This is a genomic window from Hydrogenophaga aquatica (genome assembly GCF_054780915.1).
This window is the reverse complement of sequence record NZ_BAAGVK010000011.1, coordinates 271,373-288,774: the sequence shown is the minus strand read 5'-3', so window position 1 is coordinate 288,774 and position 17,402 is coordinate 271,373. Positions and strand designations below refer to the sequence as shown.

The following is a 17,402-nucleotide window of genomic DNA, read 5'->3' as shown; positions in this document are numbered from 1 at the left end:
TGATGAAGTCAGTGTATCGGGATGAGGCCTACCTTCAATGGTTAGTCCTTTTTGTGCCACATCATTGAAAAAAACGACTGCAACCAATAGGGACTTGTACTTGTCTTAATTCATGTAGGTCACCGTGCATATTTATAACTGTCGCACAGCGGAATCTGCATTAATTTTGAATGGAAAGGCTTAAATTTTTGCTGCCTTCCGCTTGGTTCTTAACCAGCCTGGGATCGCGCCAATTTCTGGAGCGGCATCAATGTCAAAAATGTACTCAAGCAACAGATTGAAGTTTTTATCGATGGTTTCTCGGCTGATGCCAAGTTTCGATTTCATGTAGATCGGCGTATTTTTCTCAAAATCTCCGAAGGCGATCACGATGTACTTAGTGTTCATTTCCCCCTGAAGCATCATGTCACCTTGGATGATCATTGTTTCCCAGCCCACGCCTGCGCGTCTCGTGTCTGCCTTTTCTGCGTAGTGTGAGTCGCAGATCAAAAGTACCTTGCTGGCTTTTAAGACTTCGTTGGTCATCCACTGAGGGAGATCCATCCCAGGACGAAGGTGGAATCGATCTAGCCTTGCATCAACGCCATTCGCACGTAGCTTGTGCGCCAACTCCAATGCCCACGATTTCACTGATTCGTCTTTCCAAGAGTAGGAGATGAATACTCTTGGGTGTTCGTCGGTCTGCTTTTTGCTTGCGTTAGCCTCCGAGTTCCAACTCAAAAACACCTTGGCTGTGTTCTTGTCTGGGACATATGCATTGAACTGCACCGCCTCGCTTGTCAGTAGTCTTTTATAGAGTGCGAGAACGTCAGCAGGATCAAGTCCGCCCGCACCTGTGCCAAGGACTGGCAGGTTTGCAATCGAACAATTGTTGTCTTTGCAATACCGAACTATGTCGGAAATAATGCTTTCGATTGCATTGCTACTGGAGGCGATTGTTTGGGCGTCAACCGATGCGGCATATGCAATGAAATCTGCCTTGGGGTAACGCGCATTTGTGGGTAGGAACATGACCTTCCCAAATGGAATCTTCGTGCTGGGAAACGGAAGATTGTTGCTTTCGATCTCACTTTTGACCCATTGAGTGACACCGCCGCCTGAGTCGCTAGGAAGTACGAGCAAGTCGCATTTGTCGTCGAACACACTGCCCTCTTTGATCTTCAGCATGTTGGCCCTCCCTCAGGCTCGAAAAATATAACGTCTGAATTCACCGGCCTGCGCACTTTTCGCGCAGGTCCGGCGGAATGATGGGTTCGGTCTCGATGCCAAGACGCTTCCGAGATTTTACGGCTGCACAGGACTTGTAATAACAAGTGAGGCGAGATAAATGCCGACAGCCTTAAAAAATCCATAGATTAGTCCGCCTACCGCAAGGACGATGACCGAGTTTTGGCTCTTGGCCATGTACTTCGTCATCTTGTTACGATCACCCGCAGTAATTTGAAAAAGTGGTACGGCTGAGATTCGGCGCATATGGCGTGCGAAGAACACATTAATGAGACTGGCGGCGTATCGCGCTATTAAGAAGAGCGCGCCTCCCCCTAACACCCACGCGGCTGAGTACTTTATGGAATTGGTGATCGAGTGCGGGATGTATCGAAGCCATGCTCCTACGTAAGCTAAAACCGCCAAGGCTGGCAGGGTATTTGAAATGAAAGAGGTGATTTTCTCGGAGTGCTTTCCCAGCCACTTCACAAAGCCAAATGTCGTTTCGGCCTGCGGCTGGGCTTCGACCCATTCTGTGACGAGGGCAAGAACCTCTGAACTAAAGCGACTGTCGGCAAAATCTAATTTGCAGGCAACCGGCGAAAAAATCTCTCCATCAGGTCTCTCAAGGTCGTCCGGTCGCGTGCTCAGCATCTTTTGCAAGAAGAGGCCCGCGTTTGGTGATTCGGAAATTCTTACGAAGATTGAGTGCAAATGCTGATCGTCTTTGCCAGCAGGATCAAAGACAAACGACCATCGCAATGAGATGGAGTCGGTAAGTACATCGACCTCAAAGTCCTCTTTCCAAAGGTCGGCAATGCTGGACAGGTTCCGAACTCGGTCGTTTTGGAAATGAATGCACACAGAGGTGGTTACATCGTTAATTTGATGCAGCGCAAGCTTTCTAATGATCTTCTTATCAAGCTCATCGATCTGCTTCAAAAAGACCTGCGGTCGGCTCGAAAATAGCTGAGTAACGCTGTTCATTGCAGCAGTTGCGATTCGCAATACCGTTACGTTTGTCGACGGTTGCTCTGCAACGATAGAGACCTGTTGATTCTTCACTTGCTACTCCCTGAAGGTGGAACTACATAGGCGATTCGTAGAATTTCTAAAGAGACCGAACATACAGTCTGCACCCATTCGGGTGCAGACTCAATAACAGAACAACAGGTGTATAGCACGGCATCTCCCTCTACAGAACCCAAAATAGACAAACTTATCGGTGTCGAGTATCGCGGAGATATACACCGCACCATCCCTATGTGACACTGCCCCCGATCGCCGAGAAGCAAGGCGTTAAGCGGGCACTTCTGATGTGGATGCATTTTTAACACATCCAGTGATGCACGAACACGCGGTGCAGGCCGCAGGCCGGGGGACACGGAGCAAAGCACACAGGCAGTCCGCTCCAGCAAACGCCAAAGCCGAGCCAAGGCCCCAATGGCACAATCCCCCGCATGTCTGAATCCCAAGGCCAGTTCGTCTCCTTCCCCGGCTCGCCGTTCGAGCTGTTCCAGCCCTTCCCCCCGGGCGGGGACCAGCCCACGGCCATTGCCCAGTTGGTAGAGGGCATTGAAGACGGCGAGGTGTTTCAGACCCTGCTGGGCGTGACCGGCTCTGGCAAAACCTTCACCATGGCCAACGTGATTGCCCGCCTGGGCCGCCCAGCCATTGTGTTTGCGCCCAACAAGACCCTGGCCGCCCAGCTGTATTCCGAATTCCGCGAATTCTTCCCCAAGAACGCGGTGGAATACTTCGTCAGCTATTACGACTACTACCAGCCCGAAGCCTACGTGCCGCAGCGCGACCTGTTCATCGAAAAAGACAGCGCCATCAACGAGCACATCGAGCAGATGCGCCTGAGCTGCACCAAGAGCCTGCTGGAGCGGCGCGACGTGGTGATCGTGGCCACAGTGTCAGCCATCTACGGCATTGGCAAGCCCGAGAGCTACCACCAGATGATCATGACCTTGCGCGTGGGCGACAAGGCGGGCCAGCGCGACGTGATCGCGCAACTGGTGCGCATGCAGTACCAGCGCAACGAGCAGGATTTTTCACGTGGCAAGTTCCGCGTGCGGGGCGACACCATCGACGTGTTCCCGGCCGAACACTCCGAACTGGCCATCCGCATCGAACTGTTTGACGACGAGGTGGAGACCCTGCAGCTGTTCGACCCGCTCACCGGGCGCATCAAGCAGAAGATTCCGCGCTTTACCGTGTACCCCAGCAGCCACTACGTGACGCCGCGCGACCAGGTGCTGGCAGCGGTGGAAACCATCAAGGTTGAACTGGCGGAGCGGCTGAAGGAACTGGTGGGCATGGGCAAGCTGGTGGAAGCGCAGCGGCTGGAGCAGCGCACCCGCTTCGACCTGGAGATGCTGAGCGAGGTGGGCCACTGCAAGGGCATTGAGAACTACACCCGCCACCTGAGCGGTGCGGCTCCCGGCGAGCCGCCCAGCACGCTGACCGACTACCTGCCCAAGGACGCCATCATGTTCCTGGACGAAAGCCATGTGATGATCGGCCAGTTGGGCGGCATGTACAACGGCGACCGCGCCCGCAAGACCACGCTGGTGGAATACGGTTTTCGCCTGCCCAGCGCGCTGGACAACCGCCCGCTCAAGCTGGAGGAGTTCGAGCAGCGCATGCGCCAGTGCATTTTTGTGTCGGCCACGCCAGCAGACTACGAAAAACAACACGCTGGCCAGGTGGTGGAACAGGTGGTACGCCCCACCGGCTTGGTGGACCCAGTGGTTGAGGTGCGCCCCGCCACCCATCAGGTGGACGACGTGCTGCAGGAAATCCGCCTGCGGGTGGAGCGGCAGGAGAGGGTGCTCATCACCGTGCTGACCAAGCGCATGGCCGAGCAGCTGACCGACTACCTGACGGAAAACGGTGTGAAGGTGCGCTACCTGCACTCCGACGTGGACACGGTGGAGCGGGTGGAGATCATCCGTGACCTGCGCCTGGGCACTTTTGACGTGGTGGTGGGCATCAACCTGCTGCGCGAGGGCTTGGACATCCCCGAGGTGTCGCTGGTGGCCATTCTGGACGCCGACAAGGAAGGCTTCTTGCGGTCAGAGCGCAGCCTGATCCAGACCATAGGCCGAGCGGCGCGCAACCTCAGCGGCATGGCCATTTTGTACGCCGACCGCGTTACCGATTCGATGAAGCGTGCCATTGGCGAGACCGAACGCCGCCGCGCCAAGCAGATTGCCTTCAACGAGGCACACGGCATCACGCCCAAGGGCGTGGTCAAGCGCATCAAGGACCTGATTGACGGCGTTTACAGCGAAAAGGCAGGCGAGGAAGCCGCCAAGCTGGCGCAGGCCCAGCAGCACCTGGCCGAGATCCAGGACATGAGCGAGAAAGACCTGTCCAAGGAAATCAAGCGGCTGGAAAAGGTGATGCTGGAGCACGCCCGCAACCTGGAGTTCGAACAGGCCGCCCGCGTGCGCGACCAACTGGCCCGGCTGAAGGACCGTGTGCTGGGCGCCCATGGCGAAGACCACGTGCCACCCGTGAACGGGAAGGCTGCCTGATACGGGCTGCTGCCTCCCCTGTTTAGGGGAGGGCGCAAGTGGCGGATTTCGCAGAAAATCGCAGGCATGCCGGAGCTCACGCGCATCTATCTGATCGAGGACGACCGGTCCATACAGCAGTTTGTTGAGGAGACGCTGAAGCAGCGCCCCCAATGGCGGCTGGTGGGCTGCTCGGAAACCTACGCCCATGCGCAGGCAATGGCGCTCAACAGTCTGGCCGACGTGTTCCTGGTGGACCTGGGCCTGCCGGACGGGCGTGGCGAAGACATGCTGCGCCAGCTGGCCGTGGCCCGGCCCGACGCCGAGCTGCTGGTCTTCACCGTGTTCGGGGACGAGTCCCGCCTGCTCACGGCGCTGCAGATGGGTGCCACGGGCTACGTGCTCAAGGGGTGCAGCGGCGAAGAGCTGATTGGCGCCATCGAACAGATCCGCGAGGGTGGGGCTCCCATCTCGCCCTTGCTGGCCCGCATGTTGCTGAAGAAGTTCCGCCCTGCAGGTGAAGCCCTGGGTTCACCCATGCAGGCCGAGCCGCCACCGCTTTCCGACCGGGAAAGCGACGTGCTCAAGCTGGTGGCGCAGGGCTACCTGAACAAGGAAATTGCACAGAAGCTGGGCATTGGCTCGGCCACCGTCAGCACGCACATCAAGAACCTGTACCGCAAGCTGGCCGTGCATACCCGCGTGCAGGTGGTGAAGGTGGCGCAGGAGCGGGGGCTGATTTGACACACGGCGCGAGCCCGCTGCCCGTGCTGGCGCGCATGCGTGTGCTGCCGCACTACGCGTGGGTGGGGCTGGTGTTGGCTGTGCTGCTGGCGGGCTTGTACTGGGTGTCGCGCCCGGCACCCGTGAAAGGGGCGCACCAGATTCGCATTGCAACGGCGTCTGTTCCCGATCAGCCGGATCTGGGCACGCAGACCGTCATGCTGCCGCACATCCTGGACGACCAGCCGCCCGAGTGGCAGAGCGTGGTGGATTACCAGGTACCCTGGCCAGCCGCGCTGCAGTACCAGAATGCCGCCGACACCCGGCTGGCCATCCTGCTGCCTCGCGTGGGCACCCGGTTCAGGGTGCTGCTGAACGGGCAGGAACTGCACGACGTGGGTTGGCGCGCGCCAGAGGGCCGAACCGTCAACGCGGCGTGGTTTCCTTACCTGGTGTCGCTCCCCTCGGCCCTGCTGGCCAGCCACCCCGCCAACAACCGCCTGGACATACAAGTACGCGGCGAGCTGCTGGAGCGCAGCGGCCTGTGGCCCCTGCACATTGGCGACCAGGACGTGCTGGCCGAGCGCTACCGCTCGCTGTATGGCTGGCAGGTCACCGGCACCTGGATGATGGTGATGACGGCGCTGCTCATGGCCTTCATGGCGGCTTTCCTCTGGGGCATCATGCGCGAGCGGCTCTTCGGCCTGATGGCGCTGGCTTCGCTGGCCCACACCGTGCGGCTCGTGCTCTCTGCCGTGGCCGAACCGCCGCTGTCGTACGACACCTACTTTCTGCTGCACCGCATCTCGTTCACGCTGTACTGCGGTTTCCTGTACCTGTTCATAGAAGACCTGTTCGGCCTGCGCCTGCGTCTGGCGCGCTTCCTGGCCATCGCGCTGCTGGTGGTAGGGCCGCTCTGGATGGTGGTGACCCTGCTGACGCGGGACTACGACCTCTACCGCATCTGGGCGGGGGTTCTGGCCGTGGTGGCCTTTGTCATCCTCTCGCAGGTCACGGTGCAGACAGGCTGGGGCCGGCGCATGACACGCGACCAGATTCTGGTGATGGTGGTGGCAGGCTTCACGTTCGTCACCGGGCTGAGGGGTTTCCTGGTGGTGCAGCTGAACTTCCCCGGCGACGCCGACATCCGCTGGATGTCCATCGGCAGTCTGGCGCTGATGTTGACGCTGGGCTGGGTGCTGCTGCAACGCTCCACGGAATCCATACGCGAGGTGCGCCGCCTGAACGAGACACTGGCTGAAAAGGTTGCCAAGCGCGAGGCCGACTTGCGTGCAGCCTTCGAGCAGTTGCGCGCGTCGGAACAGCAACGCGCCATCGAAAACGAGCGCCGGCGCCTGATGCGCGACATGCACGACGGCCTGGGCAGCCAGCTGGTGCAGACGCTGAACATGGTTCGCAGCCAGCGGGATGGGCTGGACCGCAACTCTGTGGCGTCGATGATCCACCATGCGCTGGAAGAACTGCGCATGACGCTGGACTCGCTGGAACCCATGGAAGGCGACCTGCCGACCATTCTGGGCACGCTGCGCCAGCGCATAGCGCCCGCACTGGATGCCGCAGGCATTGAGCTGGACTGGCAGGTGGAGGAGGTGCCCGCCGTGCCCGGCCTGGATTCGCGTGGGGTGATGCACCTGTTCCGCTGTGTACAGGAGGCATTTGCGAACGTTGTACGGCACGCCAACGCCACGCGGGTCACGGTGCGCACCTGGTCGCATGAGGGGGTGGCCTACCTGTCGGTGGCCGACAACGGCTGCGGCCTGCCGCCGCACGAGGCCATGCGGCAAGGCGCACGCGGGCTGATGAACATTCGCGTGCGCGCGGAAAAGATAGGCGCAACCGTGCGCTTCTACGATGCCCAGCCAGGCACGGGCATCGAATTTGCCTTTGTGCACCGCTACGGCGCGGCCCCGCACGAGGCCGACACAGACTGGATGCCGCTGTCCGCTGGTTGAAGGCCGAGCGAATCAGTCGGCCTTTCTGTTATACTTTACAAAAACAGTCGGGATTCAGCCGACCAACAGAGTCTAACAGGCGAAAGCCGGGTGGGTGGAGAGAGTGCCTGAGAGCCGAGGGGTTTTCAGGCTGGGCACTGGAAGTCATTCACAAAGGAGCAGGACATGCGCCTCACAACCAAAGGCAGATTCGCCGTCACAGCCATGATCGACTTGGCGCTGCGTCAGAGCAGCGGTCCGGTCACGCTGGCCGCCATCAGCCAGCGGCAGCAGATTTCCCTGTCCTACCTGGAACAATTGTTTGGCAAGCTGCGCCGCCACGATCTGGTGGAGTCCACCCGAGGCCCGGGCGGCGGTTACACGCTGGGCCGCAAACCCTCCGAAATCACCGTGGCCGACATCATCGTGTCGGTGGACGAACCCATTGACGCCACCCAGTGCGGCGGCAAGGAAAACTGCCTGGGCGAAGGCACCCGCTGCATGACGCACGAATTGTGGGCCGCGCTCAACGCCAAGATGGTGGATTTCCTCGACTCCATCACCCTGCAGAAGCTGGTGGACGACCAGCTGGCCAAGGGCGTGGTGGTGGAAAATGCGCCCACCATCAAGCGTGCCATTTCGTCGGCGCCGGTGGTCAAGCCCATCCGCGTCAACGCCCCCAATTCGGTCTTCGCGCTGGGCGCGGCGGCCTCCAAGTAATTCCGTACTGCTACCCGAGCCCTAACCATGAGCACGACCCCGCATTTCCCCATCTACATGGACTACAGCGCCACCAACCCGTGCGACCCGCGCGTGGTGGACAAGATGGTGCCGTGGCTCTACGAGCACTTTGGCAACCCCGCCTCGCGCAGCCATGCCTGGGGCTGGGAGGCCGAAAAGGCCGTGGAAAATGCCCGTGAGCAGGTTGCCGCCCTGATTGGCGCCGACCCTCGCGAGATCGTGTGGACCAGCGGGGCCACCGAGTCCGACAACCTGGCACTCAAGGGCGCTGCGCACTTCTACCAGGGCAAGGGCAAGCACATCATCACCGTCAAGACCGAGCACAAGGCGGTGCTTGACACCTGCCGCCACCTGGAGCGTGAAGGCTTTGAGGTGACCTACCTGGACGTGCAAGCCGACGGCCTGGTGAACCTGGACGCCTTCCGCGACGCCATCCGCCCCGACACCATTCTGGCCAGCGTGATGTTCGTGAACAACGAGATTGGCGTGATCCAGGACATCGCCGCGCTGGGTGCCATCTGCCGCGAGAAGGGCGTGATCTTCCACGTGGACGCCGCCCAGGCCACCGGCCGCGTGGACATCGACCTGGCCACGCTGCCCGTGGATCTGATGAGCCTGACCAGCCACAAGACCTACGGCCCCAAGGGCATTGGCGCCCTGTACGTGCGCCGCAAGCCGCGTGTGCGCATCGAGGCGCAGATGCATGGTGGCGGCCACGAGCGCGGCATGCGCTCCGGCACGCTGCCCACCCACCAGATCGTAGGCATGGGTGAGGCCTACGCCATCGCCAAGGCTGAAATGCATACCGAACTGCCGCGCATCCAGGCGCTGCACGACCGCATGCTGGCCGGCCTGTCCACCATCGAAGAAGCGTTCATCAACGGCCACGCCACCCAACGCGTGCCGCATAACCTGAACATGAGCTTCAACTTCGTGGAAGGCGAATCTCTCATCATGGGTATCAAGGGCGTGGCGGTGTCCAGCGGGTCGGCCTGCACCTCGGCCAGCCTGGAGCCCAGCTACGTGCTGCGCGCCTTGGGCCGCAGCGACGAACTTGCCCACAGCAGCCTGCGCATGACGATTGGCCGCTGGACGACGGAACAGGAGATCGATTACGCGGTCCAATCCATCAAGGACAACGTCGCGAAACTGCGCGAACTCTCCCCGTTGTGGGAGATGTACAAGGACGGTATCGATCTGTCCACCATCCAGTGGGCAGCGCATTGAAGGAGTAACACCATGGCATACAGCGACAAGGTCATCGACCACTATGAAAACCCCCGCAACGTCGGCAGCTTTGAAAAAGGCGACGACACGGTTGGCACCGGCATGGTGGGTGCCCCTGCCTGCGGCGACGTGATGAAGCTGCAGATCAAGGTGAACCCGAGCACCGGCGTCATCGAGGACGCGCGCTTCAAGACCTATGGCTGCGGTTCGGCCATTGCCTCCAGCTCCCTGGTGACCGAGTGGGTCAAGGGCAAGACGCTGGACGAGGCGGCACAGATCAAGAACAGCGAGATCGCCGAGGAACTGGCGCTGCCGCCGGTGAAAATCCACTGCTCCATCCTGGCTGAAGACGCCATCAAGGCCGCCGTGGACGACTACAAGAAGAAGCACGCTCACTGAGAAAGCCGAACGACACCATGTCCGTCACCGTTACCGAAGCCGCTGCCAAGCACGTGACCAAATACCTGGCCCGCCGGGGCAAGGGAGTGGGGGTGCGCCTGGGCGTGAAGACCACCGGCTGCTCTGGCCTGGCCTACAAGCTGGAGTACGCGGACGAGGTGGCGCCCGAGGACGTGGTGTTCGAGGACCGGGGCATCAAGATCCTGGTCGACCCCAAGAGCATGGCCTACATCGACGGCACGCAGCTGGACTTCGTGCGCGAAGGCCTGAACGAAGGCTTCAAGTTCAACAACCCCAACGAACGCGACCGCTGCGGCTGTGGAGAGTCGTTCCGTGTCTGAGGCGCCCGCCGCGCTGCCCCACCTGCAGGACAACGATTTCAAACTCTTCGGCCTGCCGGTGCGCTACGCACTTGACCGCGCCGAGCTGGACGAACGCTGGAAGCAGCTGCAACGGCAGGTTCACCCTGACCGTTTTGCCGCCCAGGGCGCAGCCGCCCAACGGGTGGCCATGCAGTGGTCGGTTCGCATCAACGAGGCGTACCAGCGCCTGAAAGACCCCCTCAAGCGCGCCGCCTACTGGTGCGAACTGCAGGGCGTGCCGGTGAATGCTGAGAACAACACCGCCATGCCCGCCAGCTTTCTGATGCGGCAGATGGAGTGGCGCGAGGCACTGGATGAGGCTGATGGCGCCGACGCGCTGGACACCTTGCTGGACGAGGCGCGCGATGCCCGCCAGCAGGCGCTGGCCACCCTGACGCAATTGATAGACGAAGAAGCCAACCCCACGGCAGCTGTACAGCAAGTGCGTGCACTGATGTTCGTGGAGCGCTTCACGGAAGAAGTACACCAGCGCCTTGAACGCCTGGAATCCTGACCATGGCTTTGTTGCAGATTTCCGAACCCGGCCAGACGCCGGACCCGCACCAGCGCCGCATTGCGGTGGGCATAGACCTGGGCACCACACATTCGCTGGTGGCTGCCGTGCGCCATGGCGTGCCGGAGTGCCTGCCCGACGAGCAGGGCAGGGTGATACTGCCCAGTGTGGTGCGCTACCTGGGTAACGGACAAGGCAGCGGCCGCCAGATCGGCTTCGATGCGCTGGCGGCGCAGGCCGAGGACCCGCACAACACCATCAGCTCCGTGAAGCGGCTGATGGGCCGCAAGCTGGCCGACCTGCAGGCGCAGGGCGTGGCAGCGCAACTGCCTTACGAGGTGGTGGACGGCCCTGGCATGGCTGCCGTGCGCACCGTGGCGGGAGACAAGTCGCCCGTGGAGGTGAGCGCCGAGATTCTTGCCACCTTGCGCTTCCGCGCCGAGGACACGTTTGATGACGACCTGTTCGGCGCTGTGATCACGGTACCCGCCTATTTCGACGACGCCCAGCGCCAGGCCACAAAGGACGCGGCCCAGATGGCCGGACTGAACGTGCTGCGCCTGATCAACGAACCCACGGCTGCCGCCATCGCCTACGGGCTGGACCAGGCCAGCGAGGGCGTCTACGCGGTGTACGACCTGGGAGGAGGCACCTTTGACGTGTCCATCCTGCGCCTGACGCGTGGCGTGTTCGAGGTGATGGCCACGGGTGGCGATTCCGCACTGGGCGGCGACGACTACGACCGAGCTCTGGCCGAATGGGCTCTGCAGCGCAGCGGCCTGGGCCTGAGCACTGCCGACCTGAGCACCACCGAACGCGCCCGTCTGCTGGCCGAGGCCCGCCGTGTGAAGGAAGCCCTGTCGGCGCATGCCGGGAGCGGCGAAACCGTGACGCTGAGCACCGAGGTGCGCAGCCAGCCGCTGGCAGTGGACATCAGCCACGCGGACTTTGCGAACGCCACCCAGCCTTTGACCCAGCGCACCATGGCGGCCGTGCGCCGCGTGCTGCGCGATGCACGGCTCGACAAGAGTGACATCCAGGGCGTGGTGATGGTGGGCGGCTCCACCCGCATGCCGGTCGTGCGCCAGGCTGTGCGCGAGCACTTTGGCCAGGAACCATTGACCAACCTGAACCCCGACGAAGTGGTGGCCCTTGGCGCCGCCGTGCAGGCCAACCAGCTGGCGGGCAACAACCCCGATGGTGAACTGCTGCTGCTCGACGTGATTCCGCTGTCGCTGGGCATCGAGACCATGGGCGGACTGGTGGAGCGCATCGTGCCGCGCAACACCACCATACCCACCGCGCTGGCCCAGGACTTCACCACTTTCAAGGACGGCCAGACCGCCCTGGCGCTGCACGTGGTGCAGGGCGAGCGCGACCTGGTGGCCGATTGCCGCAGCCTGGCCCGTTTCGAGCTGCGCGGCATTCCGCCCATGGCGGCTGGTGCCGCACGCATCCGCGTGACCTTCACGGTGGACGCCGACGGCCTGCTCACCGTGACCGCGCGCGAGCAGGGCACGGGGGTGGAGGCGCGCATCGACGTGAAACCCTCTTACGGCCTGAGCGACGAGCAGATCGCAGCCATGCTGCAGGACAGCTTTGCCACCGCCCAGCAGGACATGCAGGCACGCGCCCTGGTGGAAGCGCGCGTGGAAGCCGAACGCATGCTGGACGCCACGCGCAGTGCCCTGGCCGCCGATGGTGACCTTCTGAACGCCCAAGAGCGCGCAGCCGTGGATGAACTGATGCAGGCCCTGGAAGCCGCGCGCAACCTGACCGATGCCGCTGCCGTGGAGGCAGCGACAGAAGCGCTTGCCAAGGGCACCGAGCCCTTCGCGGCCATGCGCATGAACCGAAGCATTGCGCAGGCCCTGGCCGGCCGGAACGTGGAAAATCTCTGACATGCCTACGATCACCGTATTGCCCCATCCCGAGTACTGCCCCGAAGGCCGCCAGATCCAGGCCTTGCCCGGCACCACCATCTGCGAAGCCCTGCTCGACAACGACATCGAGATCGAGCACGCCTGCGACATGAGCTGCGCCTGCACCACCTGCCACGTGGTGGTGCGCAAGGGTTACGAAACCCTGAACGAGGCCACCGAGGACGAGGAAGACCTGCTTGACAAGGCCTGGGGGCTGGAGCCCCAGTCGCGTCTGAGCTGCCAGGCCCGGGTGGCACAGACCGACCTGACGGTGGAGATCCCCAAGTACTCCATCAACCACGCCCGCGAGAACCACTGACCCCCGCCATGCGCCAAATCGTTCTGGACACCGAAACCACCGGCCTGTCGGCGCAGGACGGCGACCGCATCATCGAAATCGGCTGCGTGGAGTTGCTCAACCGCAAGCTCACCGGCAACAACCGGCACTTCTACATCAACCCCGAGCGCGACATCCACGAGGATGCGCTGCGCGTGCACGGCATCACCCTGGAATTCCTGGCGGACAAGCCCAAGTTCGCGGCCGTTGCCGCCGAGCTGCTGGACTACCTGCAAGGCGCGGAACTGATCATCCACAACGCGCCGTTCGACATCGGCTTCCTCGACGAAGAGTTCCGGCGCCTGGGCCACGGGCCCACCAAGGCGATGGTCAGCGGCGTGATCGACACGCTGGTGATGGCCAAGGAGATGTTCCCTGGCAAGCGCAACGGCCTGGACGCCCTGTGCGACCGCCTGGGCGTGGACAACTCGGGCCGCACGCTGCACGGCGCCTTGCTGGACGCTGAACTGCTGGCCGACGTCTACATCAACATGACGCGCGGGCAGGACGCGCTGGTCATGGAGATTGAAACCGGTGGGGGCGGCGAGGGCGCAGTTGCCAAGTTGGATCTGAGCCGCTTTGACCTGCCGGTGCTGACCGCCAACGAACAGGAACTTGAGGCGCACGCCAAGCTGCTGGGTGACCTGGACAAGGCCAGCAAGGGCAAGACCGTGTGGCGTGTGCTGGAGCCGGTGGTCGCGGGATGATTTTGGCCGAATGATTTCTGCAAAGTCTTTCGGAAGCGCGCCGAAACGGTATATAATTTAAGGCTTGATGGGTGATTAGCTCAGCGGTAGAGCACTGCCTTCACACGGCAGGGGTCACATGTTCGATCCATGTATCACCCACCATCCGGATACCGGGTGATTAGCTCAGCGGTAGAGCACTGCCTTCACACGGCAGGGGTCACATGTTCGATCCATGTATCACCCACCAAACACAAAGGCCCAGACCAGCGTCTGGGCCTTTTGTTTTTCCACTGTTGCCGGGGCTGTTCTGCAAGAATGAAGGCCTGACCGGCCACAGAGGAATCGTCATGCGCCGCCTGACCCGACGAACCACCTTGCTCACACTGGCAGCCTTGCCAGCGGCGTGCGCCATCCAGCCGCTGCCGCCCTTGCAGACGTCGCAGTTGCCTGCGCCGCAAACACCCTGGGCGCCCAGGCTACCGCGCGTGGGGCAGAACTGGCTTTACCGCCACTACAACCGCTTCAACAGCCAGGTGCAGGGCACGCTGCGGGAGACCGTGACCGCCCTTCAACCGCTGGTGGCAATAGAGCGGAGGGACGGTGCGGGGAACCTGCTGCCGCAAGAGCGCCATGCCACGTGGGGCCGCGTGCTGAAGGACCCGGCATGGAATGCAACGCTGAACCTGGACGAAGCCGTGCCGCTGTGGCCAGCCGAACCTGGCCGCAGTGAATCCGCGCACACCCGCTACCGGCTGGACAACGGTTCCTTCCGCTATTGGCTGAACGTGCATTGCACGGCCCGGGGCTGGGAACGCGTGCAGGTGTCTGCTGGCGCTTTCGACTGCCTGCGGGTGGAGCGGTTGCTCCGCCTGGATCACCCCGACGTTTCCCGCACGATGACGGTGCGCAAAGACGTGATGTGGCTGGCCCCGGAAGTGGGGCGCTGGGTGGCGCGTGAGACCAGCGGAGAATACCTCACCAGCGGTGACGACGAGGGCCCCATCTGGCAGCTGGAGGACCGCTGGCGCTGGGAACTGCTGGAATGGGCCTGATCAGCGCCCGGCCCCGCCTGACCGTCTGCGGGTGAAGGCCTTTTCCGCCTCGATGACCAGGAATACCGCCGTCCCGACGGCAAAAGCCGTGAGCCAGTGGCGCAGCTCCAGGTTGGCGGTGCCAAACCATATCTGCATGACGGGAACGTAGACAAACACCAGCTGCAGCAACATGAGCACGCAGACGGCGATCCAGGCGGCCCGGTTGGTGAAGAGCTGCGAGAACCTCAGGCTGGACGCCCACAGGAAGCGGCTGTTCACCAGGTAGAACGCCTGGGCGATCACCAGCGTGGTCACGGCGGTGGTGCGTGCCACGTCCAACCGCATGCCGTGCAACAGCTCAAGCTCAAAGATGACGATCGTCGCCCCACCGATCAGCAGCGAGACCAGGGCCAGGCGCTGCATCAGCTCCCGCCCCAGAATGGACGCCCCGGGGCTGCGGGGAGGGCGCTGCATCAGGCCGGGCTCGGCCGGTTCGAACGCCAGGGCCAGCGCCAGCGTGACGGCGATGATCATGTTCACCCAGAGGATCTGGACCGGGGTGAGGGGCAGCGTCAGGCCCAGCATCACCGACAGCAGCATCACCAGCCCCTGTGCCCCATTGGTGGGCAGGATGAACATGATGGCCTTGCGCAGGTTGTCGTAGATCGTCCGGCCTTCCTCGATCGCCCGTTCGATCGAGGTGAAGTTGTCGTCCGCCAGGACGATGTCCGCGGCTTCCTTGGTGGCCTCCGTTCCCTTGATGCCCATGGCCACACCGACATCCGCACGCTTGAGCGCAGGGGCGTCGTTGACGCCGTCGCCGGTCATTGCCACCACCTCGCCGCGTGCCTGCAGCGCACGCACCAGCCGCAGCTTGTGCTCGGGGCTGGTGCGGGCGAAGATGTGCCCGTCCTGGGCGAGCTGCCGCAGCTGTTCATCGGTGGCGGCTTCAATCTCCTGGCCGGTGACCACGCGCAGGGCATCGCCGTTGCCCAGTCCCATCTCCAGGCCTATGGCACGCGCGGTGCCTGCGTGGTCGCCGGTGATCATCTTCACGCGGATACCGGCCTGGTGGCATGAGCGGATGGCCGCCACCGCCTCGGGCCTGGGCGGGTCGATGATGCCGATCAGGCCCAGGAAGACCATGCCCTCGTCCAGGTCCTCCAATGCCAGCTGGCTCTTGTTCTCGTGCACGCTCCTGGATGCGGCAGCAAGCACGCGCAGGCCCTCGGCGCTCAGGCGCTCTATCTCGCGCTCCCAGAAGGCGTGGTCCAGGGGAACGGCATCGCCGCTGGCGGCCATCTCGAAGTCGCAGCGCTCCAGCAGGCGGTCCGGCGCCCCCTTGAGAAGGATGCGGCGCCCGCCCGAGGCGGTCGAGTGCAAGGTGGCCATGAACTTGTTGGCCGACTCGAACGGGATGGCCGCGTGGCGCTCGTGGACACCGGCATCAAAGCGGGCCTTGTGGGCCAGGGCGCGCAGTGCGCCTTCCGTCGGCTCGCCCGTGACCTTCCATTGGCCGCCCTCCTCGGACAGGTGGGTGTCGTTGGCCAGCGCAATGACCTCGATGAGCGCGTGCAGATGGGTGTGCTGCGGCAGGCTCACGGACTCGCCAGCCAGCGTGATGTCTCCCAGCGGCTCGTAGCCGGTGCCGCTCACCTCGTAGGAGGCCGCGCGAGTGATCACATGGCGGGCCGTCATTTCATTGCGCGTGAGGGTGCCCGTCTTGTCGGAGCAGATGACCGTGACCGAGCCCAGTGTCTCCACCGCCATGAGCTTGCGGGTGATGGCGTTGCGCAGGGCCATGCGCTGCACCCCCAGCGCGAGCGTGATGGTGAGAATGGCGGGCAAGCCCTCTGGAATGGCCGCCACGGCAAAACCGATGGCAGCCAGGAAGACCTCGCCGATGGGGTAGCCATGCAGGAACACGCCCACGGCCAGCATGAGCACGGCCAGCGCGACGATCACGACCGACAGCGTCTTGCCAAAGGCGGCCATCTGGCGTGTGAGCGGGGTTTCCAGCGACTGCACCTCCGACATCAGGCGGTTGATCCGGCCGATTTCGGTCTGGGCCCCAGTAGCCGTGACGACGCCGATGCCCCTGCCTGCCGAGACCATGGTGCCCGAATAGGCCATGCCGAAACGGTCACCCAGCCCCGCGTCGATGGCCGCCGTTTCGGTGGTCTTGTCGACGGGCACCGACTCCCCCGTCAGGGCGGACTCCTCGATACGCAGGTTGATGGCGTCGATGAGGCGCATGTCGGCGGGCACCCGGTCGCCGGAACGCAGGCGGACGATGTCTCCTGGCACCAGTTGCTGCGCGTCCATTTCGGTCCATTGCCCGTCGCGCAGGGCGTGCGCATGCGGGGAAAGCATGTTGCGTATGCCCTCCAGCGCCTGTTCGGCCTTGCCCTCCTGCACGAAACCGATGATGGCGTTGATGACGACGACGCCGACGATGACGCCCGTGTCTATCCAGTGCCCCAGCACGGCGGTGATGGCTGCAGCGCCGAGCAGGATGTAGATGAGCACGTCGTGGAAATGCCGCAGGAACCGCTTGACGACACCGTCCTTCGGTGGCTCGGGCAGGCGGTTCGGGCCGAAACGCTCAAGCCGCTCCTGCGCCTGCACAGACGTCAGGCCGCGAGGCGTGCTGGCAAGGGTGTCCAGGGTCTGTTGGGGGCTGAGCGCGTGAGGATGGGCGCAGAAGGGATCGGGCAGATTCCGGTCGGTCATGTCGGGTGGCAACGGTGGCGGGGCGTGACGTCTGGGGGA

General features: G+C 62.8%; 15 protein-coding genes and 2 tRNA genes. 14 read left to right on the top strand and 3 right to left on the bottom strand.

Features of this window, described 5'->3' with window-relative positions:
* Positions 1 to 180 precede the first annotated feature (180 nt).
* Positions 181 to 1,167 carry a toll/interleukin-1 receptor domain-containing protein gene (locus tag ACYVHH_RS08750; protein WP_460564751.1) on the bottom strand — a complete coding sequence of 329 codons (987 nt, stop codon included), beginning with the start codon at positions 1,165 to 1,167 and terminating at the stop codon, positions 181 to 183.
* A 117-nt stretch (positions 1,168 to 1,284) separates the two neighbouring features.
* Entirely contained in the window at positions 1,285 to 2,271 is a 987-nt protein-coding gene (locus ACYVHH_RS08745) for a hypothetical protein (protein WP_460564750.1), read from the bottom strand.
* Positions 2,272 to 2,666: 395 nt separating this feature from the next.
* On the opposite strand from ACYVHH_RS08745, the gene uvrB reads away from it, so the two are divergent.
* The 14 genes from uvrB (at position 2,667) to ACYVHH_RS08675 (ending at position 14,648) form a co-directional block, all read left to right on the top strand.
* A complete protein-coding gene (uvrB, locus tag ACYVHH_RS08740; RefSeq protein WP_460564749.1) occupies positions 2,667 to 4,751 on the top strand; it encodes an excinuclease ABC subunit UvrB in 2,085 nt (694 codons plus the stop codon).
* Between the two features lie 66 nt (positions 4,752 to 4,817).
* Positions 4,818 to 5,474, top strand: coding sequence for a LuxR C-terminal-related transcriptional regulator (locus ACYVHH_RS08735; protein WP_460564748.1), 657 nt, complete (start codon positions 4,818 to 4,820; stop codon positions 5,472 to 5,474).
* The gene (locus ACYVHH_RS08730) at positions 5,471 to 7,426 is read left to right on the top strand and encodes a sensor histidine kinase (protein ID WP_460564747.1); all 1,956 of its coding nucleotides are present in this window, start codon (positions 5,471 to 5,473) and stop codon (positions 7,424 to 7,426) included. The genes ACYVHH_RS08735 and ACYVHH_RS08730 overlap by 4 nt, the downstream gene beginning before the upstream one ends.
* A gap of 165 nt (positions 7,427 to 7,591) precedes the next feature.
* A complete protein-coding gene (gene iscR / locus ACYVHH_RS08725; protein ID WP_460564746.1) occupies positions 7,592 to 8,125 on the top strand; it encodes a Fe-S cluster assembly transcriptional regulator IscR in 534 nt (177 codons plus the stop codon).
* Positions 8,126 to 8,152: 27 nt separating this feature from the next.
* Entirely contained in the window at positions 8,153 to 9,373 is a 1,221-nt protein-coding gene (locus ACYVHH_RS08720; protein ID WP_460564745.1) for an IscS subfamily cysteine desulfurase, read from the top strand.
* Positions 9,374 to 9,385: 12 nt separating this feature from the next.
* Complete coding sequence (gene iscU, locus ACYVHH_RS08715; RefSeq protein WP_460564744.1) at positions 9,386 to 9,772, top strand: Fe-S cluster assembly scaffold IscU; 387 nt, start codon at positions 9,386 to 9,388, stop codon at positions 9,770 to 9,772.
* 17 nt (positions 9,773 to 9,789) lie between these two features.
* On the top strand, positions 9,790 to 10,113 hold the full coding sequence (iscA, locus tag ACYVHH_RS08710) for an iron-sulfur cluster assembly protein IscA (RefSeq protein ID WP_460564743.1): 324 nt from the start codon (positions 9,790 to 9,792) through the stop codon (positions 10,111 to 10,113).
* 13 nt (positions 10,114 to 10,126) lie between these two features.
* A complete protein-coding gene (gene hscB / locus ACYVHH_RS08705; protein ID WP_460565268.1) occupies positions 10,127 to 10,648 on the top strand; it encodes a Fe-S protein assembly co-chaperone HscB in 522 nt (173 codons plus the stop codon).
* A gap of 2 nt (positions 10,649 to 10,650) precedes the next feature.
* Positions 10,651 to 12,549 carry a Fe-S protein assembly chaperone HscA gene (hscA, locus tag ACYVHH_RS08700; protein ID WP_460564742.1) on the top strand — a complete coding sequence of 633 codons (1,899 nt, stop codon included), beginning with the start codon at positions 10,651 to 10,653 and terminating at the stop codon, positions 12,547 to 12,549.
* 1 nt (position 12,550) lies between these two features.
* Positions 12,551 to 12,889 carry an ISC system 2Fe-2S type ferredoxin gene (fdx, locus tag ACYVHH_RS08695; protein WP_460564741.1) on the top strand — a complete coding sequence of 113 codons (339 nt, stop codon included), beginning with the start codon at positions 12,551 to 12,553 and terminating at the stop codon, positions 12,887 to 12,889.
* Between the two features lie 8 nt (positions 12,890 to 12,897).
* Positions 12,898 to 13,614 (top strand): DNA polymerase III subunit epsilon, encoded by a 717-nt coding sequence (gene dnaQ / locus ACYVHH_RS08690; RefSeq protein ID WP_460564740.1) that lies wholly within the window; start codon positions 12,898 to 12,900, stop codon positions 13,612 to 13,614.
* Positions 13,615 to 13,683: 69 nt separating this feature from the next.
* Positions 13,684 to 13,758, top strand: a tRNA-Val gene (locus ACYVHH_RS08685).
* Between the two features lie 10 nt (positions 13,759 to 13,768).
* Positions 13,769 to 13,843, top strand: a tRNA-Val gene (locus ACYVHH_RS08680).
* A gap of 100 nt (positions 13,844 to 13,943) precedes the next feature.
* Complete coding sequence (locus ACYVHH_RS08675) at positions 13,944 to 14,648, top strand: hypothetical protein (protein ID WP_460564739.1); 705 nt, start codon at positions 13,944 to 13,946, stop codon at positions 14,646 to 14,648.
* Here ACYVHH_RS08675 and ACYVHH_RS08670 read toward each other — a convergent pair whose 3' ends face one another.
* On the bottom strand, positions 14,649 to 17,363 hold the full coding sequence (locus tag ACYVHH_RS08670; protein ID WP_460564738.1) for a cation-transporting P-type ATPase: 2,715 nt from the start codon (positions 17,361 to 17,363) through the stop codon (positions 14,649 to 14,651).
* Positions 17,364 to 17,402 lie beyond the last annotated feature (39 nt).